Source organism: Pseudomonas sp. P4_C4 (genome assembly GCF_056402055.1).
Genome location: NZ_JBFUID010000009.1, coordinates 1 through 22,962, shown reverse-complemented (window position 1 = coordinate 22,962; position 22,962 = coordinate 1). Strand labels below are relative to the sequence as shown.

Sequence of the window (22,962 nt, the reverse complement as noted above, 5' to 3'; positions counted from 1 at the left end):
CCACGATTTTCCCCTCCGAGGTGCACCGAACGTGAGTGCATCGTCCATCCCTCCAAGCGGTCTGATCCGCATGAATCCGCCGGTGTTCTGGTTCTCGGCGAGTTTCATCCTGTTGTTTGGTGTCGTTGTCATCGCCATGCCAGAGCAGGCCGGTGCCTGGTTGCTGGCGGCGCAAAACTGGGCGGCCAACACGGTCGGCTGGTATTACCTGCTGGCGATGACCCTGTATCTGGTCTTCGTGGTGGTCACCGCCTTGTCCGGCTACGGCAAGATCAAGCTCGGTGCCGACCACGACGAACCCGAATTCAGTTACCTGTCCTGGGCCGGCATGCTGTTCGCCGCCGGGATCAGCATCACACTATTTTTCTTCTGTGTGTCCGAGCCGCTGACCCACATGCTGCAACCGCCCCAAGGCGAGGCCGGTACGGCGGAGGCGGCGCGCCAGGCGATGCAGATTCTGTTTCTGCACTGGGGCCTGCATGGCTGGGGCGTGTTCGCCTTTGTCGGCATGGCGCTGGCCTACTTTGCCTACCGGCATAACCTGCCACTGGCCCTGCGCTCGGCGCTGTATCCGCTGATCGGCAAGCGCATCAATGGCCCCATCGGTTATGCGGTGGATGGCTTCGGCATCATCGCCACGGTGTTCGGCCTCGGCGCAGACATGGGCTTCGGCGTGTTGCACCTCAACTCGGGCCTGGACTACCTGTTCGGCATCGCCCACACACAATGGGTTCAGGTCGGCCTGATCACCTTGATGATGGGCGCTGCGATCATTGTTGCCGTATCCGGCGTCGACAAGGGTGTGCGGGTGATGTCCGACATCAACATGCTGCTGGCCTGTGCGCTGTTGCTGTTTGTGTTGTTCGCCGGCCCCACGCAGCACTTGCTCAACACGCTGATCCAGAACGTCGGCGACTATCTCGGCGCCTTGCCGATGAAGAGTTTTGATCTGTACGCCTACGGCAAACCCAGCGACTGGCTGGGCGGCTGGACGGTGTTCTACTGGGCTTGGTGGATCGCATGGTCGCCGTTCGTGGGCCTGTTCATCGCACGGATTTCCCGTGGCCGGACCATTCGCGAATTCGTCTTCGGCGTGCTGCTGATCCCGCTCGGCTTCACCCTGGCGTGGATGTCGATTTTCGGCAACAGCGCCATCGATCAAGTGCTCAACCACGGCATGAGCGCGCTCGGCATGTCGGCCATCGACAATCCGTCGATGACGCTCTATCTGCTGCTGGAAACCTACCCGTGGAGCAAAACCGTCATCGCGGTCACGGTGTTCATCAGCTTCGTGTTCTTCGTCACATCCGCCGACTCCGGCACCGTGGTGCTCTCGACGCTGTCCGCCAAGGGCGGCAACCCGGATGAAGACGGGCCGAAATGGCTGCGGGTGTTCTGGGGGGCGATGACCGCACTGGTGACCAGTGCTTTGCTGTTTTCCGGCAGCATCGATGCGTTGAAGTCGGCGGTGGTGCTGACCTCGCTGCCGTTCTCGCTGATTCTGCTGTTGATGATGTGGGGGCTGCACAAGGCGTTTTATCTGGAATCGCAGAAGCAGATTGCGCAGATGCATTCATTGGCACCGGTGTCCGGTTCACGGCGGGGTGGTTGGCGCCAGCGTTTGAGTCAGGCGGTGCATTTTCCGTCGCGGGATGAGGTCTATCGCTTCCTCGATACGACGGTGCGCCCGGCGATTGAAGAGGTCTCGGCGGTATTCATCGAGAAGGGCCTCAAGGTCATCACGCATCCAGAACCGGTCAACGACAGCGTCAGCCTGGAAATCGGTCACGGTGACGAACATCCATTTATCTACCAGGTGCAAATGCGCGGCTACTTTACGCCGTCGTTTGCCCGGGGTGGCATGGGTTCCAAGGAACTCAACAACCGTCGTTACTACCGCGCCGAAGTGCATTTGAGCGAGGGCAGCCAAAACTACGATCTGGTGGGTTACACCAAGGAGCAGATCATCAACGACATCCTCGACCAGTACGAACGGCACATGCAGTTCCTGCATCTGGTGCGTTGATCGCGGGCAGGGCGCCGGGGCTTTTCAGGTCTCGGCGCTCAGCACCATGAACAACACCAGCGCCGCCACCGGAATGCTGAACACCATCGTGCCGATCCCCAGTTCCGTACTCAATGCCTGTCCGGCGGTCACCACGCCGATGGCGCCGTTGATCACTGTCAACGCCAGCCACAGGATCACGAAACTGTAGGTGAGTGTCTGACGGCTGAAGCCGAGTTTCTCGCCGATGAACAGCATCATCGCGAGCAGGACCAGGCCGAAGGTGATGATGATCGTGGTGTGCATGGCTTGCTCCATCCTTGCGATAGCTATCGCTTCTTCGTTGCTTCGGCGACTTTGTTCCTGCCGGGCCTGATTGCGCAAGTGCGCCGTCAGTCTGAGAGAGGAAGTCAGTCTCGCCATGATCGACTAATATTTTTCTGAGTGTGTATGGTGTGTATTGTTGTCGCGCTTCGCCGCTTAAAGTACGCAGCCGTTGCTGTCGAAAAAAGGCGAAGGACATGCGTAGCCGGGAAATGATCAGGACGATCAAACACCCCGACTCGGATCTTCCTAAAGGAACGATCAACAGCATATTGAAACAGGCGGGTCTGAAATGAAGCCCGTCATCGGATACGAAAGTCCCAATGAGGACACATCACAGGAAGGATTTATCCACATGCAATTTCCGGTCGTTCTGCACAAGGATGCCGACTCAGAGTACGGCGTAATCGTCCCGGATGTGCCGGGATGTTTCTCGGCTGGTAGCACTGTGGCGCAGGCACTCGAAAGCGTGAAAGAGGCGTTGTCCCTGCATTACGAGGGGCTGGTCGCCGATGGCGATGCATTGCCGCAGGTCCGTGAGATCGATGCTCATCTCGATAACCCCGATTACGCCGGCGGTGTGTGGGCAGTAGTCGAATTCGATATCACGCCCTATTTCGGCAAGTCGGTGCGCTTCAATGCCACGCTGCCTGAGCAATTGCTTGAGCGAATCGACCAAACGGTCAGGCGGGATCAGCGATACAGTTCCAGATCAGGATTTTTGGCTGCTGCCGCCTTGCGCGAACTGTCAGCGTAAAGGGGCGGATTTGGTCGAAACGTCGGGGCCGATTAAATAAAATGTGAAACGTTTCAGCAATTCATCGAGTCTCAGGTTTTCTGGCGTTTGTCCGGGCGTATGCTGGGCGACTGGCGAAGCAGTCGATACCAGATTCAAGACCGACAAGAGAGGATTCGATGACTTACACCGCTGCCGAAAACCGCTACGACTCCATCCCTTACCGCCGCGTGGGCCGCAGCGGGCTGGTGCTGCCGGCGCTGTCGTTGGGCCTGTGGCACAACTTCGGCGACAGCACGCCGATCGATACCCAGCGCGCGTTGTTGCGCACGGCATTCGACTTGGGCATCAACCATTTCGATCTGGCCAACAACTATGGCCCGCCGTACGGCAGCGCGGAGATCAACTTCGGCCGTTTACTGCGTGAAGACTTCAAGCAGTACCGCGACGAACTGATCATTTCCAGCAAGGCCGGTTGGGACATGTGGCCTGGCCCTTACGGTCAGGGCGGTGGTTCGCGCAAGTACGTGCTGGCCAGCCTTGACCAGAGCCTGCAACGCCTGGGCGTSGACTACGTCGACATCTTCTATTCTCACCGTTTCGATCCGGACACCCCGCTGGAAGAAACCGCCAGCGCACTCGCGACAGCGGTGCAACAGGGCAAGGCACTGTACATCGGCATCTCGTCCTATTCCGGGGTGAAAACCCGCGAAATGGCGACGCTGCTCAAAGAGTGGAAAGTGCCGCTGCTGATTCACCAGCCGGCCTACAACCTGCTCAATCGCTGGGTGGAAAAAGACCTGCTGGATACCACCGACGAACTCGGCACCGGCGTGATTGCCTTCACCCCGTTGGCCCAGGGTTTGCTGACCGACAAATACCTCAACGGCGTGCCGGCGGATGCGCGGGTCAACCGTCCGGGCGGTGGTTCGTTGCAGGCATCGCATTTGTCCGAGGCCAACATCGCCCAAGTGCGGGCACTCAACGAAATCGCCAGGCGTCGTGGACAGAGCCTGGCGCAACTGGCACTGGCCTGGACCCTGCGCGATCCACGGGTCACGTCGGCATTGATTGGCGCGAGCCGGCCGGAGCAGATCATCGAGAACGTCGGGGCGTTGAAGAACCTGAGCTTCAGTGCAGAGGAACTGGCGGAGATTGACCGCTTTGCCCGGGAGGGTGGGGTCAATCTTTGGGAGAAGCCTTCGACGGCGAAGTAACCCTGAAAAGCAAAAGATCGCAGCCTTCGGCAGCTCCTACAGGATCAATGTTCGACCGTAATATTTGCGGCGAACGCAGTCAATGTAAGAGCTGCCGAAGGCTGCGATCTTTTGATCTTAAAATGGCACATCCCCCAACACCGTCGCCCGCTGCATCACCCGCCGCGCCGGCCGGTAATCATCCACCGCATAATGCTGGGTCACGCGGTTGTCCCAGAACGCAATGTCGTCCTGCTGCCAGCGCCAGCGAATGGTGAACTCCGGCCGCGTTGAATGGGCGAACAGGAACTTCAGAATCGCCTCGCTCTCGGTTTCCGACAGTTCGTTGATCTTCGAAGTGAAACCTTCGTTGACGAACAGCGAGCGGCGCCCACTCACCGGGTGCGTGCGGATCACCGGGTGCGACAACGGCGGATTCTTGCGTCGTGCCTCTTCCCACTGGACCAGCGCCTCGGGCGTGTTGCCATAGCGCTCCAGCGGGAATGAACGAGTGAAATCGTGGGTGGCAGTCAGCCCTTCGAGCAAGGTTTTCATCGGCGCCGACAGGGCTTCATACGCCGCAATCCCGCTGGCCCACAACGTGTCGCCGCCAAACGCCGGCAGCAACTTGGCGCTGAGCACCGCGCCCATGGCCGGGGTCGGCAGGAAGGTCACGTCGGTGTGCCAGATCGCGTTATCGCGTACGTCGGTGACGGCGGTGTCGAGGATCAGTACCTCTGGTTGTTCTGGCACATTGGGGTAGATCGGATGAATGTGCAGGTCGCCGAAATTCGCGGCGAATCGCGCCTGTTGCTGTGGCGTGATCGGCTGCTCGCGAAAGAACAGGACCTGATGCTTGAGCAGGGCCTGTTCGATGGCATCGCGCTGCTCCAGGTTCAGTGGCTGGCTAATGTCGATGCCACTGATTTGCGCGCCTAGGGCAAAGCTTAGAGGAACGATGGTCAGTTGGCTCATGGTGGTTCTCTTCAATCCGGTGTGCCGAGCTTTTTGTGGGAGCGAGCTTGCTCGCGATAGCGGATTGTCAGGCGACACAGGTGTTGAATGTGCAACCGTCATCGCGAGCAAGCTCGCTCCCACATGAATACTGTCAGTGATTTTGGCCGTGCCACGGCACCAGTTTGCGTTGCAGGGCACGCAGGCCCAACTCCATCGCGAAGGCGATCAGCGCGATCACCAGAATCCCCAGTACCACCACATCGGTGACCAAAAACTGCGCAGCCGATTGCACCATGAAGCCAAGACCGCTGGTGGCGGCAATCAATTCGGCGGCGACCAGGGTCGACCAACCCACACCGAGGCCAATGCGCACACCGGTCAAGATATCCGGCAAGGCACTCGGCAAAATGACGTGGCGAATCAACTGCACGCGCGTTGCACCGAGCGACTGCGCGGCACGCAATTTGGCCGGGTCGACCGTACGCACACCGGTGGCGGTGGCGATGGCAATCGGGGCGAAGATCGCCAGGTAGATCAGCAGCACTTTCGACAATTCGCCGATGCCGCACCAGATCACGATCAGTGGCAGATAAGCCAGCGGCGGAATCGGCCGGTAGAACTCGATCAGCGGGTCGAGCACGCCACGGGCGATACGGTTGGCGCCGATGGCGATGCCCACCGGCACGGCGGTGAGAATCGCAAAGCCGAGGCCCAGGCCGATGCGGTCCAGACTCGCGCCGAGGTGCTGCCACAGGGTTGAATCCATGTAGCCCGAAGTCGCCAGCAGCCAGCCTTTTTGCAGCACGGCGGAAGGTGGCGGCAGGAACAGCGGTTCGATCAAGCTGGTCGCCGTCACGGCCCACCAAATAGCAACGAGAACGAACAGTGTCAGCACACTGATCCAGCGCGTGCTCAAGCTGCGTGGCACCGGAGTCACGGGAGTGCCTGGCTTGATCGCTGCGACGGGAGTTTGGTAACTGCTCATGCGCGCTCCTGCCACTGGGCGGCACTGCGTTGGGAGAACACTTTGGCGAGTACGTGTTCGCGGGTTTCGATAAAGCGTGGGTCGGATTTGATCGAGCGGGCCGATTCACCGGCGGCATAGCGCTGACCGAAATCGAGGCTCAGGCGCTCGACGATTTGCCCCGGGTTTGGTGCCAGCAGAATCAGGTCGGTGGCGAGGAACACGGCTTCTTCGATGTCGTGGGTAATCAGGAACACCGGTTTGGCGGTACGTTGCCAGACTTGCAGCAACAGTTCCTGCATCTGCTCGCGGGTGAAGGCGTCGAGGGCACCGAAAGGCTCATCCATCAGCAACACACGCGGGTCGGCGGCGAGGGCGCGGGCCAGGCCGACACGCTGCTTCTGGCCACCGGAAAGCTGCCAGATGCGGCGCTGTTCAAAACCGGAAAGGTCGACCAGGGCGAGCATTTCCCGGGCGTGGGCTTCGCGTTTGTCCCGTGCGATACCGGCCAGCTCAAGACCGAACCCGACATTGGCCAGTACGTCTTGCCACGGCAGCAACGCGTCGTCCTGGAACACCACGCCACGCTCGGCACTCGGGCCTTTGACGGGCACGCCGTCGAGGGTGATGCGCCCGGCGCTGGGCTCGACGAAACCGGCAATCAGGTTCAACAGCGAAGTCTTGCCACTGCCGGACGGGCCGAGGGCGACCAGCAATTGCCGGGGTCCCAGGCTCAGGGAGATATCCGCCAACACCGGTTCCGGATTGCCGGGGTACTGTGCGCTGATGCGCTCCAGCTGTAGCAAGGCCATCGCATTGACTCCCGATCAGTTGGTGATGAACTTGGCGCTGACGTACGGTGCGTAGTCCGGCAGCACCGCCTCGACCTTGCCTTGTTCCTTGAGGAACGCCGCGGTGTCGGTGATGGCTTTGGTGGTTGGCGCGCCGAGGGTGAGCACCTGGTCAGCCGCCAGCGGGTAGACGTTGCCTTGCAGCAGCAACGGAATGTCGCTGGCCTTGGCGCCGGAGAGCTTCACCAGTTTGTCGACGTTGCCCTGGTTGGCGAGCCAGGCTTGCGGGTCTTTGCGGTAATCGGCATAGGCGTCCAGGGTCACTTTGGCGAACGCGGTGACGATTTCCGGATGCTTCTCGGCGAAATCCTTGCGCACGATCCAGGCGTCGAAGGTCGGTGCACCGAACTTGGCCAGTTCGCCGGAGGTGATCAACACCTTGCCGTTTTCCTTGGCGACACCGAGGGCCGGATCCCAGACGTAAGTGGCGTCGATGTCACCGCGTTTCCAGGCGGCAATGATCGCGGGTGGGGCCAGGTTGAGAACGGTGACTTTCGACGGATCGATGTTCCAGTGCTTGAGCGCAGCGAGCAGGCTGTAGTGGCCGGTGGACACAAATGGCACGGCGATTTTCTTGCCGATCAGGTCTTGCGGGGTCTTGATCCCGGAACCGTCGCGGGCGACCAAGGCTTCAGCGGCGCCGATCTGGGTGGCGATGAGGAAGGTTTCTACCGGGACTTTGCGAGTGATGGCGGCGGTCAGAGGGCTGGAACCGAGGTAGCCGATCTGCACGTCGCCGGAGGCGATGGCAGCGATGATATCGGCACCGTTGTCGAATTTGCGCCAGCTGATATCGGCCTTGGTGGCTTTTTCGTAAGCGCCGTCGGCCTGGGCGACTTTCGCCGGATCAACGGTGGTCTGGTAGGCGACGGTGAAGTCGGCCGCCTGGGCAAAAAAACTTGCGGTAACCAAGGAAGCGGCCGCCAGCAAGCGTAGAGGGAAAGTCAGTTTCATCAGAAAGCTCCTTGTCAGGCGACCGAGAGTCGGCGTGAGAAAGAGACTAAATGATCTAAGAATTCGAAAATAAATAACTTTTTCGAATTAGCTTATGAGGGGAACACCCGGTGAATCATTGTGAATGGGCTGGAAACAAAAAGATCGCAGCCTTCGGCAGCTCCTACAGGAAACGCATTCCAATGTAGGAGCTGCCGAAGGCTGCGATCTTTTTTACAGGCGCCGATTAGTTACTGATCGCCAGAATGCTCGCCTGATACGCCCCGACAAACACATCGAAATCACCGACTTCGTTCTGCTCCAGCTCAGCCTGTTGAGCCAGGGACGAACGTGCCCGCTCTTCAAACTGCGCCTGTTCTTCAGCCGCCAATGGCTCGCTGCGGAAGAACTCGGCATGGGCCTGGCTCTGGCGCAGTGAGAACTGGGTAAAGCTCTCCTTGTGCTCGGCCATCGCTGCCAGCACCTGGGCCGAGGGCGTCAGGGACGGGTCCCGAACCTTGGCCATCTGGGCGTCCAGCGCTTTGCTGTGGGCATCGCCGCCATGGCTCTGGTCGAGCATCGCGGCCAATGGAGCAATTTTCTCCAGCAACTCGCCGGCCCATTCCTTGAGGTCAACCGGCTGGCCATCCCGTTGCAGCTGCAGGCCTGGACGACGACCTTCCTTGACCACGCTGAGGAAGTTCGAGGTCGCGTTGCCGCAATTGGTGTTGGTCAGCAGCGGGCTGTCATTGAGCGCGCAGTACAGCAGGAACGCATCGAGGAAACGCGACTCGGTGAGGTCGATGCCCATCGGCAGGAACGGATTGATGTCCAGGCAGCGCACTTCAATGTACTGGATACCTCGGGCCATCAGTGCCTGGATAGGGCGTTCACCGGTGTAGGTCACGCGTTTCGGGCGGATGTTGGAGTAGTACTCGTTTTCGATCTGCAGGATGTTGGTGTTGAGCTGCACCCACTCGCCATCCTGGTGGGTGCCGACTTCGACATAGGGTGCATACGGCGTGGCCACCGCTTTGCGCAGGCTGTCGGTGTAGCTGTTCAGATCGTTGTAGCACGGCGTCAGGCCGGCCTGGGCGCTGCTCTGATAACCCAGGTCGCTCATGCGCAGGCTGGTGGCGTAAGGCAAGTACAAAGTCTGCGGATCCAGTTGCTCCAGCTGATGCGAACGACCGCGCAGGAAGCCGGCGTCCAGTGCTGGCGAGGCGCCGAACAGGTACATCAGCAGCCAGCTGTAGCGGCGGAAGTTACGGATCAGGGCGATGTAGGAGGACGACTGAAAGTCGCGGTCAGTGCCGACAAAACCCTCGGCCTGCCTGAGCAACGGCCAGAGCTTTTCCGGCAAGGAGAAGTTGTAGTGAATGCCGGCAATGCATTGCATGGTTTTGCCGTAACGCAGGGCCAGACCCTTGCGGTAGACGTACTTGAGCTGCCCGATATTGGACGTGCCGTAATAGGCGATCGGGATGTCTTCCTCGGCCGGCAACGGGCACGGCATCGATGGACTCCACAGATACTCGTTGCCGAGCTTGCTGTAGGCAAAGCGGTGAATGCTGTCCAGGCTCGCCAGCGTATCGGCAGGATCGGGCAGGGCCGGGGTGATGAACTCCAGCAGCGACTCGGAATAGTCGGTGGTGATCTGTTCATTGGTCAGCGCGGAACCCAATTCTTCCGGGTGCGGCGTTTGCGCCAGGCGACCTTCATCGGTCACGCGCAGGCATTCACGTTCGATGCCGTGAAGGCACTGTTCGAGCAGAGAGAGGTTAGCGCGCTCGCCGAGCAGAGCCAGGCGGCGGTTGAGAAGTTCGCTCAAGTTGGATTCCTTCACGCGTCAGTCGCCCCAATATGGGGGTGGGCAAGACGGTCTACAAGGGTGAAGTTAAAACTGGCGTTTTCGCCTGGTTTTGTAGGAGCGAGCTAGCTCGCGATGGAGGTTAACGATAACGAGGGGTGCCTGATTGAAAACGGCGCCCTGACGTTCATCGCGAGCAAGCTCGCTCCTACAGGTCATTGCGCCGAAATTAACTCAAATCGGGGAAGACTATCTACAGGACAGCGAACGTGCCTTGTGCTTTTGCGACGAGTTTGTCGCCTTGCATCACGTCGGCTTCGACCACCAGCGTGCGGCGGCCCGGATGGATCACCCGCGCCGTGCACATCACCTCGCCACCTTCGACGGCGCGGATGTAGTTGATTTTGCACTCGATGGTCGCGCTCTGCTGGTCAAAACCGTGGGTGCTGGAACAGGCCAGCCCCATGGCAATGTCCACCAGGCTGAACAAGGCCCCGCCGTGCAGCTTGCCACCGCGATTGCGCAGCTCGGGTTCCAGCGCCAGGGCGACTTGCGCCACCCCGGTTTCCAGACTGTGCAAGCGGCAGCCCAGCAGCTTGAAAAACGCGCTTTCGGTCAGCCCGGCGGGAATGTCCATCAGCGTTTCTTCAACTGCTTGGCATTGGCGAACAACGAAGCCATGGCATTGTTGCCCGGTGCTGCCGCCGTGGTTTCCTTGCGCGGTGCGGTGTTCTGGGACTGGCGTGGAGCCGACCCCGGACGCGCGCCGCGAGCGCCGTCGATTTTCTCGCCCGGGGTGTCGCTCATGCGCATCGACAGGCCAACGCGTTTGCGCGGGATGTCGACTTCCATGACCTTCACTTTCACCACGTCACCGGCCTTCACCGCTTCCCGTGGATCCTTGATGAACTTCTCCGAAAGTGCGGAGATGTGCACCAAACCGTCCTGATGAACGCCGATATCGACGAAGGCACCGAAGTTGGTCACGTTGGTCACCACGCCTTCGAGGATCATGCCCGGTTGCAGGTCCTTGAGGTCTTCGACGCCTTCCTGGAACTCGGCGGTCTTGAACTCGGGACGCGGATCGCGGCCGGGTTTTTCCAGTTCCTGGAGGATGTCGGTGACCGTCGGCAAACCGAAGGTTTCATCGGTGTACTTCTTCGGATCGAGACGCTTGAGGAACGTGGCATCGCCAATCAGCGAGCGGATGTCACGGTCGGTTTCGGCGGCGATGCGCTGAACCAGCGGATAGGCTTCCGGGTGAACCGCCGACGAGTCCAGCGGGTTTTCGCCGTTCATGACGCGCAGGAAGCCGGCGGCCTGTTCGAAGGTTTTTTCACCCAGGCGGGCGACTTTCTTCAGCGCAGCGCGGGTTTTGAACGCGCCGTGCTCGTCGCGGTGGCTGACGATGTTCTGCGCCAGGGTCGCGTTGAGGCCGGAGATCCGTGCCAGCAGCGCCACGGAGGCGGTGTTCACGTCCACGCCGACGGCGTTCACGCAGTCCTCGACCACCGCATCCAGGCCACGGGCCAATTTCAGCTGCGACACGTCGTGCTGGTACTGGCCGACGCCGATGGATTTCGGATCGATCTTCACCAACTCAGCCAGCGGGTCTTGCAGGCGACGGGCAATCGACACGGCGCCACGGATCGACACGTCGAGGTCCGGGAATTCCTTGGAAGCCAGCTCCGATGCCGAGTAAACCGATGCACCGGCCTCGGACACCATGACCTTGGTCATTTTCATGGCCGGGTATTTTTTGATCAGTTCCGCGGCCAGCTTGTCGGTCTCGCGGCTGGCGGTACCGTTGCCGATGGCGATCAGGTCCACCGAGTGCTTGGCGCACAGGGCGGCGAGCACGGCGAGGGTCTGCTCCCACTTGTTGTGCGGCACGTGCGGGTAAACCGTGGCGTGATCCAGCAGCTTGCCGGTGGAGTCGACCACGGCGACCTTGCAACCGGTGCGCAGGCCCGGGTCGAGGCCCAGAGTGGCGCGCGGGCCGGCCGGGGCCGACAGCAGCAGGTCGTGCAGGTTGTGGGCGAATACGTTGATCGCTTCGGTTTCCGCGCCATCGCGCAGCTCGCCCAGCAGGTCGGTTTCCAGATGGGTGTAGAGCTTGACCTTCCAGGTCCAGCGCACCACTTCGCCCAGCCATTTGTCGGCGGCGCGGTTCTGGTTCTGGATGCCGAATTGCTGGCCGATCATGCCTTCGCACGGGTGCATGGTGCCCGGCAGTTCCTCGCCGACTTTCAGCGCGGAGCTGAGAATGCCTTCGTTGCGGCCGCGGAAAATCGCCAGGGCGCGGTGCGACGGCATGCTTTTGAGCGGTTCGTCGTGTTCGAAGTAGTCGCGGAACTTGGCGCCTTCCTCTTCCTTGCCGGCAATCACGCGGGCACTGAGGGTGGCTTCCTGCTTGAGGTAGTTGCGCAGCTTTTCCAGCAGGCCGGCGTCTTCGGCGAAGCGCTCCATCAGGATGTACTTGGCGCCTTCGAGGGCTGCCTTCACATCGGCCACGCCTTTTTCGGCGTCGATGAAACGTGCGGCTTCGGTTTCCGGGCTCAGGGCCGGGTCGTTGAACAGGCCGTCGGCCAGTTCGCCGAGGCCGGCTTCCAGGGCGATCTGACCCTTGGTGCGGCGCTTCTGCTTGTACGGCAGGTACAAGTCTTCGAGACGGGTCTTGGTGTCGGCGAGCTTGATGTCGCGTTCAAGTTGCGGGGTCAGCTTGCCCTGCTCCTGGATGCTGGCGAGGATGCTGATACGCCGTTCGTCGAGTTCTCGCAGGTAGCGCAGGCGCTCTTCCAGATGACGCAATTGCGTATCGTCGAGGCTGCCGGTCACTTCTTTCCGGTAACGGGCGATGAAGGGAACGGTAGAGCCTTCATCGAGTAGCGCGACGGCCGCTTCGACCTGTTGTGGGCGTACACCGAGTTCCTCGGCGATGCGGCTGTTGATGCTGTCCATAAAACCACCTGACAAATTGTGAAAGCAGGCTCGCAGGCGCAGAGATAGGGCCTCGGCGAGTCTGGTTGAGCGGCCTGGCCTGCACCGCTACCTGGATCAAAAGGTATCCCGTTGACCCGTGAAATCGAACAATTACTGCCGACGCCATGAAAATAAATGGAGTCCGTCTGTAGTACCTGTCTGATGTTGCCTGACACAAAAGGCCGGGCATTATAACCAGCGTTACGGCATTCGGGGCATCGCGGGTTGCCGGTGCAATGGCCGGTTTTCTGGCGGTATAGGAAAAATCTGCTAACAATGCACACGGTGCGTATAACGGCAGCTACGCCATAATGCGCGCCGAGATCAAAGGGAGCATCCAATGAGCAGCACTGCACAAACTGCTGAAGGCGAAAAAATTCTTATCGTTGACGACGATCCGGGGCTGAGCAGCCTGCTGGAACGTTTTTTCGTCAGCAAGGGCTACCGCGCCCGCGCCGTACCGAATACCGAGCAAATGGATCGCCTGCTGGCGCGCGAAGTGTTCAACCTGGTCGTCCTCGACCTGATGTTGCCCGGCGAAGACGGCCTGACCGCCTGCCGCCGTCTGCGCAACGCGAACAACCAGATTCCGATCATCATGCTCACCGCCAAGGGCGACGAGCTGAGCCGCATCAAGGGCCTGGAACTGGGCGCCGACGATTACCTGGCCAAGCCGTTCAACCCCGATGAGTTGATGGCTCGCGTCAAGGCGGTATTGCGTCGCCAGTCGGCGCCGGTGCCTGGCGCTCCGGGCAGCGAAGACGAAAGCGTGACCTTCGGTGACTACGAGTTGTCCCTGGCCACCCGCGAGCTCAAGCGCGGCGAAGAAGTGCACATGCTCACCACCGGTGAATTCGCTGTGCTCAAGGCCCTGGTGATGAATGCGCGTCAACCGCTGACCCGCGACAAATTGATGAACCTGGCCCGTGGTCGCGAGTGGGATGCCCTGGAGCGTTCCATCGATGTGCAGATTTCCCGTCTGCGCCGGATGATCGAGCCCGATCCGTCCAAACCGCGTTACATCCAGACTGTCTGGGGCGTGGGTTACGTGTTTGTACCGGATGGTACCGCCACCAAGTGATTGGCGATTTGTAGGAGCGGGTCATGCGGACAACGGATCAATCGATCCTGTCCGCAGACTCGCGATCCGCAATATGCGAGCATCGCTCGCTCCTGCAAGTGTTTAACGGCTATCCATGAAAACCCCCGTTTGGTTTCCCCAGAGCTTCTTCTCTCGCACCCTTTGGCTGGTGCTCATCGTCGTTCTCTTCTCCAAGGCGCTGACCCTGGTTTATCTGCTGATGAACGAAGACGTGCTGGTGGACCGCCAATACAGCCACGGTGTCGCCCTGGTGCTGCGTGCCTACTGGGCGGCTGATGAAGAGAACCGCGCAAAGATTGCCGATAGTGCACCCCTGATTCGGGTAGTAGGCGCCGGTGTCCCGGAAGGCGAGCAACATTGGCCATACAGTGAGATTTACCAGCGACAGATGCAGACCGAGTTGGGGCCGGACACCGAAGTGCGACTACGCATGCATTCTCCCCCGGCACTGTGGGTTCGCGCTCCGAGCCTGGGTGAAGGCTGGCTGAAAGTGCCGTTGTATCCGCATCCGTTGCGCGGTCAGAAAATCTGGAACGTGCTCGGCTGGTTCCTCGCTATTGGCCTGCTGTCCACCGCTTCGGCCTGGATCTTCGTCAGCCAGCTCAATCAACCTTTGAAGCGTCTGGTGTATGCCGCGCGGCAACTCGGCCAGGGCCGTAGCGTGCGCCTGCCGATCAGCGATACGCCGAGTGAGATGACCGAGGTTTACCGCGCCTTCAACCAGATGGCCGAAGACGTCGAGCAGGCCGGTCGCGAACGCGAGTTGATGCTGGCCGGGGTGTCCCACGACTTGCGTACGCCGTTGACCCGCTTGCGGCTGTCCCTGGAGCTGATGGGCGACCACAGTGACCTGACGGACGACATGATCCGTGACATCGAAGACATGGACGCGATTCTTGACCAGTTCCTGGCGTTCATTCGTGACGGACGTGATGAGTCGGTGGAAGAAGTGGACCTGAGCGATCTGGTTCGTGAAGTCGCCGCGCCGTACAACCAGAACGAAGAGAAAGTGCATTTGCGCCTGGAGCCGATCCAGCCGTTCCCGCTGCGTCGGGTATCGATGAAGCGGCTGCTGAACAACCTGATCGGTAATGCTCTGCATCACGCCGGCAGCGGGGTGGAAGTGGCGGCATATGTGTCCGGGGATACCAGTGCGCCGTATGTGGTCCTGAGTGTCATGGACCGTGGCGCGGGGATCGATCCGTCAGAGCTGGAGGCGATTTTCAACCCGTTCACCCGCGGCGATCGTGCCCGCGGCGGCAAGGGCACCGGGTTGGGATTGGCAATCGTGAAGCGGATCGCTTCGATGCATGGCGGGAATGTCGAACTACGCAATCGCTCGGGTGGTGGGCTGGAAGCGCGGGTGCGGTTGCCGTTGGGGTTGATGCTGCCGCGGGATGCGGTTTAACCGCTGACTTTTTTGGTGTGGCTGATGGCCCCATCGCGAGCAAGCTCGCTCCCACATTGAATCGCATTGGATGCGAAATTTGCATCCACTCATATCCACTGTGGGAGCGAGCTTGCTCGCGATGGCGGCCTTCCAGCCGCCAAAAAACTCAGGGTTTAACCTTTCCCTTTGGTCCGCGTCATATTCGGCCCACCATTCTTCTCCAGATGCTCAATGATGATCCCCGCCACATTCTTCCCGGTGGTGGTCTCGATCCCCTCAAGCCCCGGCGACGAGTTCACTTCCATCACCAGCGGCCCGTGATTGGAGCGCAGGATATCCACTCCCGCCACCGCCAGCCCCATGACCTTCGCCGCACGCAACGCTGTCATGCGCTCTTCGGGTGTGATCTTGATCAGGCTCGCGCTGCCACCGCGATGCAGGTTGGAGCGAAACTCGCCGGGTTTGGCCTGGCGCTTCATCGCCGCAATCACCTTGTCACCGACGACGAAGCAGCGAATATCCGCCCCGCCAGCCTCCTTGATGTACTCCTGAACCATGATGTTCTGCTTGAGGCCCATGAATGCCTCGATCACCGATTCCGCGGCCGTGGCGGTTTCGCACAGCACCACGCCGATGCCCTGGGTACCTTCCAGCACCTTGATCACCAACGGCGCGCCGTTGACCATTTCGATCAGGTCGGGAATGTCATCGGGGGAGTGGGCAAAGCCGGTCACCGGCAAACCGATCCCGCGACGAGACAGCAATTGCAGCGAACGCAGCTTGTCCCGCGAACGGGCAATGGCCACCGATTCGTTGAGTGGAAATACCCCCATCATTTCGAACTGGCGCAGCACTGCGCAGCCATAAAAGGTCACGGACGCACCGATCCGTGGAATCACCGCATCGAAACCCTCCAGCGGTTTGCCGCGGTAGTGGATCTGCGGCTTGTGGCTGGCGATGTTCATGTAGGCGCGCAAGGTGTCGACCACCACCATTTCATGGCCACGCTCGGTACCGGCTTCGACCAGACGACGGGTGGAATACAGACGCGGGTTCCGCGACAGCACAGCGATCTTCATGCAACACCTGTGGAGGAGGTAGATACCGGGAACACCGGCTTGTCTTGTACATACTTGATGCCCGGATTGACCACCAACTGGCCGTGGATCAGGGCTTTGGAGCCGAGCAGCAGGCGATAACGCATGGACTTGCGGCAGGCGAGCGTGAACTCGACCCGCCAGACCCGATCACCAAGGGCCAGGGTGGTGCTGATCACGTATCGCACCTGCGCGTGACCGTTTGAGCTTTTAATGGTTTTCCTTGTCACCAGCGGTGCTTCGCAGCGACGGTGACGCAACTGCACCACCGTGCCCAGGTGTGCCGTGAAACGCACCCACTGCTCGCCGTCGCGCTCGAACGGCTCGATTTCGGTGGCGTGGAGGCTTGAGGTGCTGGCGCCGGTATCGATTTTTGCCCGAAGGCCGGCGACTCCCAAATCAGGGAGCGCCACCCACTCGCGCAGACCGATAACGGTCAAATGGTCAAATGTCTTCAATATTGCTCAACCGGTAGAAGCCGCGGTGGCCGCRGGCGACCGAATTCGCGGTATTCACGCAGAATAATGATTAAAAGGCGACAGATATCTACGGCCCGGATTTCCAGCCCCGCAAGGAGGTTATGGAATGTCAGCATTGTAGTCCGGGACGGAGTAATTCTTGGTACGACAGAAACGGTAGTACAGTTCACCAATATTTCAGAATGAGGAAATTCCATGGCACAAAAAAACGAAGAGGACGACAAAGTCCGCCTCGATAAATGGTTGTGGGCTGCGCGTTTTTACAAAACCCGGGCCTTGGCCAAAGCGGCGATTGAAAGCGGCAAGGTGCATTGCCGGGGTGAGCGCTGCAAGCCCGGCAAGGAACCACGTATCGGCGATGAATTCGTGATTCGTACCGGTTTCGACGAGCGCACGGTGGTGGTTCAGGCGCTGTCGATCGTTCGCCGTGGCGCGCCGGAAGCGCAGATGCTGTACGCCGAAACCGAAGCCAGCATCGCCAAGCGCGAAAACGCCGCCGCCGAGCGTAAAGCAGGCGCTCTGGGCGTGAGCACCGATGGCAAACCGAGCAAGAAACAGCGGCGGGATCTGTTCAAGTTTCGTGGCAGCAGCAACGAATGATTGACCGGGTCCGTCGATCACTCATACAGGCAAAGACTTGTAATTGTGCTTGCGCGTAGCCATATGTGGTAATTCGCCTACCCTGCATGAGCCATTGGCAGTGCCATTCGTCGTAAAGCGCACGCAGTCGCCGGCCTGTAAGCCATAACCAGACAGCAAGACGCTATGGCCAAGGCGTAACCTCGAATTCTGTAATCACTTTTGTCACCACTTCAGATACCCAGACTTATGACCGACCTATCGGATAACGACTTCACCCAACGCTTCATCTTCGATGACAGCGACACCCGTGGCGAGCTGGTCTCTTTGGAGCTCAGCTACGCCGAAGTCCTGGCCAAACACGCCTACCCGCAGCCGGTCGCGCAACTGCTCGGCGAGCTGATGGCGGCTGCATCGTTGCTGGTCGGCGCGTTGAAGTTCGATGGCTTGCTGATCCTGCAGGCCCGCTCTGAAGGTCCGATCCCGCTGCTGATGATCGAGTGCTCCAGCGAGCGCGATATTCGTGGCCTGGCCCGTTACGAAGCGGACCGCATTGCCCCCGACGCTACCCTGGCCGACTTGATGCCGGATGGCTCGCTGACATTGACCGTCGACCCGAAACAGGGCCAACGCTACCAGGGCGTCGTCGATCTGGATGGCGAAACGTTGTCCGACTGCTTTACCAACTACTTCGTCATGTCGCAGCAGATTGGCACGCGTATCAAGCTCTGCGCCGATGGCCGCCGCGCCCGTGGCCTGTTGCTGCAGCAACTGCCCGCCGACCGCCTTAAAGACGAAGAGGACCGCGCTGCCAGCTGGCAGCACCTCACCGCATTGGCCACCACCCTGACCGCCGATGAACTGCTGGGCTTGGACAACGAAACCGTGCTACATCGTCTCTACCACGAAGAGCAGGTGCGTCTGTTCGATGTGCAGAAGTTGCGCTTTCGCTGCAGCTGCTCCCGCGAACGTTCAGCCAATGCGCTGGTCAGTCTGGGTATGGAAGACGCGCAGCAATTGGTTGTCGAGCACGGTGGCAACATCGAGATCGATTGCCAGTTCTGCAACCAGCGCTACCTGTTCGATGCCGCCGACGTGACTCAATTGTTCGCCGGTGCGGGTATCGAGACGCCGTCAGATACCCGTCACTAAAACGATTCAGCGCAGGTAAATTCACTGGCTGCCGCCGGATTAATGCCGTTACGACAGGAGGGGCCTACTCTTTTTGGGCTTTTCTGGCATAATCCGGCCCACTTTTTTCGCGGTAGTAGTGCACGACTTTCTACTACAAAAACGTTTGGAGCACTCGGCCACTGGCCGACGGGGAACCTCATGACGCAAGCCAACAATGCCGTGTACACCGATCTGAGTGTTGATGATCTGGTTAAAGAAGCCCTCAACCGCGGTGAAGGCGAGCTTGCCGATACCGGCGCACTGGTTGTTCGTACCGGTCACCGTACCGGCCGTTCGCCAGTCGATCGTTTCATCGTTGAAGAGCCAAGCACCCAGGCCGCCATCGCCTGGGGCCCGATCAACCGCAAGTTCCCGGCCGACAAGTTCGACGCCCTGTGGGCTCGCGTTGAGGCATTCAATAACGCGCAAGAGCATTTCGTTTCCCACGTGCATGTAGGTGCGGCTTCCGAGCACTATCTGGCCGTGAAGATGACCACCCAGACTGCCTGGCAGAACCTGTTCGGCCGTTGCCTGTTCATCAACCCGGCTCAGTACAACCCGGCGGGTCGTGACGAGTGGCAGGTCCTCAACGTTGCCAACTTCGAGTGCGTGCCAGAGCGTGACGGCACCAACTCCGACGGCTGTGTGATCCTCAACTTCGCACAGAAGAAAGTGCTGATCGCCGGCATGCGTTACGCCGGTGAAATGAAGAAAGCCATGTTCTCGGTGCAGAACTTCCTGCTGCCGGCTGCCGACGTACTGCCAATGCACTGCGCCGCCAACATCGGCGAAGAGGGCGACGTGACCCTGTTCTTCGGTCTGTCCGGCACTGGTAAAACCACCCTGTCCGCCGACGAAAGCCGTTACCTGATCGGTGACGACGAGCACGGCTGGGGCGAAGGCGTTGTGTTCAACATCGAAGGCGGTTGCTATGCCAAGTGCATCGACCTGTCCGAGAAGAACGAGCCGGTTATCTGGAAAGCCATCAAGCACGGCGCGGTATTGGAAAACGTCGTCATCGATGACGCCAAGCACGCCGACTACGCCGATGTCAGCCTGACCCAGAACAGCCGTGCCGCCTACCCGCTGGAGCACGTTGCCAAGCGTTCCGAGAAGAACCTCGGTGGCGAGCCGAACGCTGTGATCTTCCTGACCTGCGACCTGACCGGCGTGCTGCCGCCAGTGTCGATCCTCAACGAAGAACAAGCGGCTTACCACTTCCTGTCCGGTTACACCGCACTGGTCGGTTCGACCGAAATGGGTTCGGGCAGCGGCATCAAGTCGACCTTCTCCACCTGCTTCGGCGCACCGTTCTTCCCGCGTCCGGCCGGTGAATACGCTGAGCTGCTGATCAAGCGCATCCGCGGCTTCGGCTCCAAGGTCTACCTGGTCAACACCGGCTGGACCGGCGGTGGCTACGGCGTCGGCAAGCGCTTCAACATCCCGACCACCCGCGCCGTGATCGCAGCGATCCAGAGCGGCGCGCTGATCGGTACCGAGACCGAGCACCTGGACACCATCAACCTCGACGTGCCAGTGGCCGTACCGGGCGTTGAGACTGGCCTGCTGAACCCACGCAACACCTGGGCCGACAAAGCCGCCTACGACGAAGCCGCCAAAGCATTGGCCGGCCTGTTCATCGAGAACTTCAAGAAGTTCGAAGTGAGCGACGCGATCAAGGCTGCTGGTCCAAAGCTGTAAGCGTTGGTTTGATGCAATGAAAAAGCCGCCCTTCGGGGCGGCTTTTTCGTGCGCGTCGTTACAGGCCTTCCAACTCCTGCGTGTCCCAGCGCTGAGCCTGAACGGCCCGGTAGAGCATGCCGATGGTCAATGGCACCTTCTCGCCGCGACCCTTGGCTTTTCGCTTTAGATTCACATCGTGGCCGTCGGGCTGGAAATAGCGATAGCTGTCGAAATCCACGAAATCGATGGCAAAGTGGTTTTCCAGGGTTTCGATCAGGTGTTGAGCATCGGTGCCGTTGCAACCCAGGTCGAAGTTTATCGAGGTGCCGAGGCTGATGGTTTTGCGTTCGGGCAGGCCGAGTTCTTCATGCAGCAGTTGCATGAGTTGCTGCATCAAGTGGTCGTCAGGGAGGTTGGGGGCGAGGTTCATTGCATAGGTTCCGCTAATCGAAATGCAGGCGCCATATTATCCTGCTCACGTTTCGATAGCCCCAAAGCCCCCGCTAGTGTTGGCCATTGGCTGACAACTTCTTTGAAGCTGTCGATGATGTTTTCTGCATCCGCACGACCGACCCGAAAATACTCTGCCACTTCCCGGGCCAGCTCCAGATCCAGTGCGTTATCGGTATCGGTGATGTTGAGCTTCAAGCCGTCGGCGTGGGCCACCGGGTTCATGTCATAGGCGGCAGACAATCGCCATCCACGATCCGGATCAAGGATAAAACCATGGTTGCGCAGATGGTCGTCGGTGTTGGAGACCAGGATGTTGAAAACAATCCGAGACCACAACTCTCGAAGGTCAGCGTTGGTTTGCGAGCCATGTTCCATGAGCACTTCGGCTAACTCAAGGTAGCTTGCGCCGACGGAGGCATCGTCACCGTCAACGCGATCAGTCATGGTCATGCCTGAGGCAAAATGCAGTCGGCCACCCCGTTCAGTACGATCGAATCGCTTGACCATGAAGCAGTGATGATCACTGGCATAGCGTCGGGCGATACCGGTCGCGACTCGCAGGCCACAATGACTGGCCAAGGCATTCACCACCAGTTCCCAAGCGCCAATGTCATAGTCGTCGCGGGTGCTGGGGAACTTGGCAATCCACAAGTGACCGTGCTCGTCTGCAACGCTGGCCTTGGGGCGGGCGCCACCCAGTGAGCCTCCAGGTGCGATCAGCATTCTCAGCCACTCGCGGCCATCGAGTGAGGTGTTGTCCGGATCGTTTTCCAGAGCTCGGCTTGCTTGTTCCAACGCCCGCAACTCAATGAAGGGTGGGGCGGCCACGCCATCGCGATCATCGAGAAAGTTGCCTTGGTCATTGAGCTTGTAGCGGATTGCACCGACCCGATAGAGGTCATGTACGCCTAACAGGAAATCCGACTCGTGGAGCTTGCTGCCTTTGGCAGCCAAGCCGTCGCGGATATCGCGCTCCAGTCGCCGCTTCATCAACAGTTGACCCCACCGATCCGGGCTTGAGTCAGCGAACACGCCAAATCGGCTTTGATGTTGCCCCGGGAACTGACGACCCTCATAGAGCCCGATTCGAGGGTCCAGGGGTGTGAAGTTCAACTCGGGGTCAGCTAACGCAGCGGCGTCGTATTCAAACTCGAAGACGTCCGTGGAGCGGGCTTTTCGGGCATGCAAGAAACCGAGACGTCTGGGCCCATTCAAGGATTCCCAATCGGCATACACCGCAATTTGCGTCATTTTTCACCTGTCGCGGGCTTGGTTTTTTTCTTGGTCAACAGACTGGAAAGTGAGTGGGTGTTGAAGGGGAAGTCAGCGGATAGCTCTTCTGTGTGGGTGGTACTTTCAATCACTCCAGTATCTTTTTCAGGTATTGGGGAGGCTTTTTTTACTGCGCTTATTCGGCGTACTCGTGGGTTCGAGTCTTTGACTGAGGTTGCCTTGGGTTTGAGTTGTGCGTCCTGCAGTTGCCGCCCCACCTCATCGGTTGCCGCGAGTTTGTTCAAGTCTTTTTCCAGACCCAGAACTTGCATGACAGACAGGTAGGCGCCGATGGTCACCCCTGAGCCACCTGATTCCAGAGAGCGCAAGGTTGTCAGTGACATTCCCGACCTCTCAGCGACTTGTTTAGCTGTGAGTTTGCGGCGTAGGCGAGCGAGTTTCAGTCGCTCGCCGAACTCGGAAAGTAGTCTGGAAGCGGCGGGCAAGAGTGGAGCTGTCTTCTTGGCCATATGCCAATATTCCTTCATTAAGGCGCTATAACTGCCAGAATAATAGCACTTAAAGGAAAAAATGAGCGGCGATTGGGGCATTGAAAAAGACACCATTCTCGTGACGCTGATTTCCTTTAGGAAGACATGCTAACTGCCATTATTCCAGCTGTTTTATATTTAAACAGCCAGAATAATTCCACTTTAGTGTACTGTCCCGTCCTGAAACAGGTGTAAACCTATTTCAGGACGGGACAATGAGCCACAAAAAAGCCCCGAACCAACCGTAATGCTGTTCACTTAAGTATTTGAGTCCCAGCCGGGCTTCCCCGAAAATCCGATGCCAGACCTCTGGCATCGGATTTTTTATGTCTGTTCAACAGGACCTGCTCGACCTCGGCGACCTTTTCAACTTTTGCGACCTGAGCACCTTCACCCAAAACATCCCGATTGAGTGGGTAGCGTCTGCGCTGGATCTATCCAGTCAGGCCACCATTCGCCGACGGCGCCTGCCCGCCGATCAGGTG

22 protein-coding genes and 1 pseudogene are annotated in these 22,962 nt (G+C 59.5%); 10 read left to right on the top strand and 13 right to left on the bottom strand.

Features of this window, described 5'->3' with window-relative positions; translation table 11 throughout:
- Positions 1–70 precede the first annotated feature (70 nt).
- Entirely contained in the window at positions 71–2,026 is a 1,956-nt protein-coding gene (gene betT / locus AC1DXW_RS07230) for a choline transporter BetT (protein ID WP_477753125.1), read from the top strand.
- Positions 2,027–2,050: 24 nt separating this feature from the next.
- Here betT and AC1DXW_RS07225 read toward each other — a convergent pair whose 3' ends face one another.
- Positions 2,051–2,311 (bottom strand): hypothetical protein, encoded by a 261-nt coding sequence (locus AC1DXW_RS07225; RefSeq protein WP_477753108.1) that lies wholly within the window; start codon positions 2,309–2,311, stop codon positions 2,051–2,053.
- Positions 2,312–2,550: 239 nt separating this feature from the next.
- Here AC1DXW_RS07225 and AC1DXW_RS07220 point away from each other — a divergent pair.
- The 3 genes and pseudogenes from AC1DXW_RS07220 to mgrA all read left to right on the top strand — a co-directional run.
- Positions 2,551–2,625 (top strand): annotated as a pseudogene (locus AC1DXW_RS07220) (type II toxin-antitoxin system HicA family toxin); the annotation flags it as partial.
- Positions 2,622–3,086, top strand: coding sequence for a type II toxin-antitoxin system HicB family antitoxin (locus AC1DXW_RS07215; protein ID WP_477753109.1), 465 nt, complete (start codon positions 2,622–2,624; stop codon positions 3,084–3,086). The pseudogene AC1DXW_RS07220 and the gene AC1DXW_RS07215, both read left to right, overlap by 4 nt.
- A gap of 158 nt (positions 3,087–3,244) precedes the next feature.
- Complete coding sequence (mgrA, locus tag AC1DXW_RS07210; protein ID WP_477753110.1) at positions 3,245–4,282, top strand: L-glyceraldehyde 3-phosphate reductase; 1,038 nt, start codon at positions 3,245–3,247, stop codon at positions 4,280–4,282.
- A gap of 117 nt (positions 4,283–4,399) precedes the next feature.
- Here the strand turns inward: mgrA and tauD are convergent, their stop codons facing one another.
- From tauD to AC1DXW_RS07175, 7 genes are all read right to left on the bottom strand, one after another.
- Positions 4,400–5,236, bottom strand: a complete 837-nt coding sequence (tauD, locus tag AC1DXW_RS07205) for a taurine dioxygenase (protein WP_477753111.1) — start codon at positions 5,234–5,236, stop codon at positions 4,400–4,402.
- 133 nt (positions 5,237–5,369) lie between these two features.
- Positions 5,370–6,203 carry a taurine ABC transporter permease TauC gene (tauC, locus tag AC1DXW_RS07200; protein WP_477753112.1) on the bottom strand — a complete coding sequence of 278 codons (834 nt, stop codon included), beginning with the start codon at positions 6,201–6,203 and terminating at the stop codon, positions 5,370–5,372.
- A complete protein-coding gene (tauB, locus tag AC1DXW_RS07195) occupies positions 6,200–6,994 on the bottom strand; it encodes a taurine ABC transporter ATP-binding subunit (protein ID WP_477753113.1) in 795 nt (264 codons plus the stop codon). The genes tauC and tauB overlap by 4 nt, the downstream gene beginning before the upstream one ends.
- Positions 6,995–7,009: 15 nt before the next feature.
- On the bottom strand, positions 7,010–7,987 hold the full coding sequence (gene tauA / locus AC1DXW_RS07190) for a taurine ABC transporter substrate-binding protein (RefSeq protein ID WP_477753114.1): 978 nt from the start codon (positions 7,985–7,987) through the stop codon (positions 7,010–7,012).
- A 226-nt stretch (positions 7,988–8,213) separates the two neighbouring features.
- Positions 8,214–9,797 (bottom strand): glutamate--cysteine ligase, encoded by a 1,584-nt coding sequence (gshA, locus tag AC1DXW_RS07185; RefSeq protein WP_477753115.1) that lies wholly within the window; start codon positions 9,795–9,797, stop codon positions 8,214–8,216.
- Positions 9,798–10,029: 232 nt separating this feature from the next.
- Positions 10,030–10,413: a PaaI family thioesterase gene (locus tag AC1DXW_RS07180; RefSeq protein ID WP_477753116.1), complete on the bottom strand. Its 384-nt coding sequence runs from the start codon at positions 10,411–10,413 to the stop codon at positions 10,030–10,032.
- A complete protein-coding gene (locus tag AC1DXW_RS07175; protein WP_477753117.1) occupies positions 10,413–12,737 on the bottom strand; it encodes a Tex family protein in 2,325 nt (774 codons plus the stop codon). The genes AC1DXW_RS07180 and AC1DXW_RS07175 overlap by 1 nt, the downstream gene beginning before the upstream one ends.
- A gap of 361 nt (positions 12,738–13,098) precedes the next feature.
- On the opposite strand from AC1DXW_RS07175, the gene ompR reads away from it, so the two are divergent.
- Positions 13,099–13,839 carry an osmolarity response regulator transcription factor OmpR gene (ompR, locus tag AC1DXW_RS07170; protein WP_007972873.1) on the top strand — a complete coding sequence of 247 codons (741 nt, stop codon included), beginning with the start codon at positions 13,099–13,101 and terminating at the stop codon, positions 13,837–13,839.
- 115 nt (positions 13,840–13,954) lie between these two features.
- Positions 13,955–15,268: an ATP-binding protein gene (locus tag AC1DXW_RS07165; protein WP_414876977.1), complete on the top strand. Its 1,314-nt coding sequence runs from the start codon at positions 13,955–13,957 to the stop codon at positions 15,266–15,268.
- Positions 15,269–15,423: 155 nt separating this feature from the next.
- Here AC1DXW_RS07165 and rimK read toward each other — a convergent pair whose 3' ends face one another.
- Both rimK and rimB read right to left on the bottom strand, forming a co-directional pair.
- Positions 15,424–16,329 (bottom strand): 30S ribosomal protein S6--L-glutamate ligase, encoded by a 906-nt coding sequence (rimK, locus tag AC1DXW_RS07160; protein ID WP_007972871.1) that lies wholly within the window; start codon positions 16,327–16,329, stop codon positions 15,424–15,426.
- Positions 16,326–16,805: a retropepsin-like aspartic endopeptidase RimB gene (rimB, locus tag AC1DXW_RS07155; RefSeq protein ID WP_477753119.1), complete on the bottom strand. Its 480-nt coding sequence runs from the start codon at positions 16,803–16,805 to the stop codon at positions 16,326–16,328. The genes rimK and rimB overlap by 4 nt, the downstream gene beginning before the upstream one ends.
- Before the next feature lie 216 nt (positions 16,806–17,021).
- On the opposite strand from rimB, the gene AC1DXW_RS07150 reads away from it, so the two are divergent.
- From AC1DXW_RS07150 to AC1DXW_RS07140, 3 genes are all read left to right on the top strand, one after another.
- Complete coding sequence (locus AC1DXW_RS07150; protein WP_108216131.1) at positions 17,022–17,426, top strand: RNA-binding S4 domain-containing protein; 405 nt, start codon at positions 17,022–17,024, stop codon at positions 17,424–17,426.
- Positions 17,427–17,654: 228 nt separating this feature from the next.
- Positions 17,655–18,557 (top strand): Hsp33 family molecular chaperone HslO, encoded by a 903-nt coding sequence (gene hslO / locus AC1DXW_RS07145; RefSeq protein WP_477753121.1) that lies wholly within the window; start codon positions 17,655–17,657, stop codon positions 18,555–18,557.
- 180 nt (positions 18,558–18,737) lie between these two features.
- The gene (locus tag AC1DXW_RS07140; protein WP_056726915.1) at positions 18,738–20,279 is read left to right on the top strand and encodes a phosphoenolpyruvate carboxykinase; all 1,542 of its coding nucleotides are present in this window, start codon (positions 18,738–18,740) and stop codon (positions 20,277–20,279) included.
- A 58-nt stretch (positions 20,280–20,337) separates the two neighbouring features.
- Here AC1DXW_RS07140 and AC1DXW_RS07135 read toward each other — a convergent pair whose 3' ends face one another.
- From AC1DXW_RS07135 to AC1DXW_RS07125, 3 genes are read right to left on the bottom strand one after another with little or no spacing between them, the layout of a single operon-like run.
- Positions 20,338–20,691 carry a DUF1493 family protein gene (locus AC1DXW_RS07135; protein WP_477753122.1) on the bottom strand — a complete coding sequence of 118 codons (354 nt, stop codon included), beginning with the start codon at positions 20,689–20,691 and terminating at the stop codon, positions 20,338–20,340.
- The gene (locus AC1DXW_RS07130; RefSeq protein WP_477759874.1) at positions 20,688–21,965 is read right to left on the bottom strand and encodes a type II toxin-antitoxin system HipA family toxin; all 1,278 of its coding nucleotides are present in this window, start codon (positions 21,963–21,965) and stop codon (positions 20,688–20,690) included. Before AC1DXW_RS07130 ends, AC1DXW_RS07135 begins: the two co-directional genes overlap by 4 nt.
- Entirely contained in the window at positions 21,962–22,456 is a 495-nt protein-coding gene (locus AC1DXW_RS07125) for a helix-turn-helix domain-containing protein (RefSeq protein WP_477753124.1), read from the bottom strand. The genes AC1DXW_RS07130 and AC1DXW_RS07125 overlap by 4 nt, the downstream gene beginning before the upstream one ends.
- 347 nt (positions 22,457–22,803) lie before the next feature.
- On the opposite strand from AC1DXW_RS07125, the gene AC1DXW_RS07120 reads away from it, so the two are divergent.
- On the top strand, positions 22,804–22,962 hold a 159-nt coding region (locus AC1DXW_RS07120), incomplete at its 3' end, for a transposase domain-containing protein (protein WP_477759889.1).

Bases quoted from the DNA above. Each gene is read 5' to 3' on its own strand.
- rimK (WP_007972871.1), bottom strand. From the start codon at position 16,329: ATGAAGATCGCTGTGCTGTCGCGGAACCCGCGTCTGTATTCCACCCGT.
- AC1DXW_RS07175 (WP_477753117.1), bottom strand. From the start codon at position 12,737: ATGGACAGCATCAACAGCCGCATCGCCGAGGAACTCGGTGTACGCCCA.
- ompR (WP_007972873.1), top strand. From the start codon at position 13,099: ATGAGCAGCACTGCACAAACTGCTGAAGGCGAAAAAATTCTTATCGTT.
- tauC (WP_477753112.1), bottom strand. From the start codon at position 6,203: ATGAGCAGTTACCAAACTCCCGTCGCAGCGATCAAGCCAGGCACTCCC.
- AC1DXW_RS07130 (WP_477759874.1), bottom strand. From the start codon at position 21,965: ATGACGCAAATTGCGGTGTATGCCGATTGGGAATCCTTGAATGGGCCC.
- betT (WP_477753125.1), top strand. From the start codon at position 71: ATGAATCCGCCGGTGTTCTGGTTCTCGGCGAGTTTCATCCTGTTGTTT.
- AC1DXW_RS07135 (WP_477753122.1), bottom strand. From the start codon at position 20,691: ATGAACCTCGCCCCCAACCTCCCTGACGACCACTTGATGCAGCAACTC.
- AC1DXW_RS07140 (WP_056726915.1), top strand. From the start codon at position 18,738: ATGACGCAAGCCAACAATGCCGTGTACACCGATCTGAGTGTTGATGAT.
- AC1DXW_RS07215 (WP_477753109.1), top strand. From the start codon at position 2,622: ATGAAGCCCGTCATCGGATACGAAAGTCCCAATGAGGACACATCACAG.
- AC1DXW_RS07165 (WP_414876977.1), top strand. From the start codon at position 13,955: ATGAAAACCCCCGTTTGGTTTCCCCAGAGCTTCTTCTCTCGCACCCTT.
- AC1DXW_RS07225 (WP_477753108.1), bottom strand. From the start codon at position 2,311: ATGCACACCACGATCATCATCACCTTCGGCCTGGTCCTGCTCGCGATG.
- AC1DXW_RS07150 (WP_108216131.1), top strand. From the start codon at position 17,022: ATGGCACAAAAAAACGAAGAGGACGACAAAGTCCGCCTCGATAAATGG.
- AC1DXW_RS07180 (WP_477753116.1), bottom strand. From the start codon at position 10,413: ATGGACATTCCCGCCGGGCTGACCGAAAGCGCGTTTTTCAAGCTGCTG.
- hslO (WP_477753121.1), top strand. From the start codon at position 17,655: ATGACCGACCTATCGGATAACGACTTCACCCAACGCTTCATCTTCGAT.
- tauA (WP_477753114.1), bottom strand. From the start codon at position 7,987: ATGAAACTGACTTTCCCTCTACGCTTGCTGGCGGCCGCTTCCTTGGTT.
- AC1DXW_RS07125 (WP_477753124.1), bottom strand. From the start codon at position 22,456: ATGGCCAAGAAGACAGCTCCACTCTTGCCCGCCGCTTCCAGACTACTT.
- tauD (WP_477753111.1), bottom strand. From the start codon at position 5,236: ATGAGCCAACTGACCATCGTTCCTCTAAGCTTTGCCCTAGGCGCGCAA.
- tauB (WP_477753113.1), bottom strand. From the start codon at position 6,994: ATGGCCTTGCTACAGCTGGAGCGCATCAGCGCACAGTACCCCGGCAAT.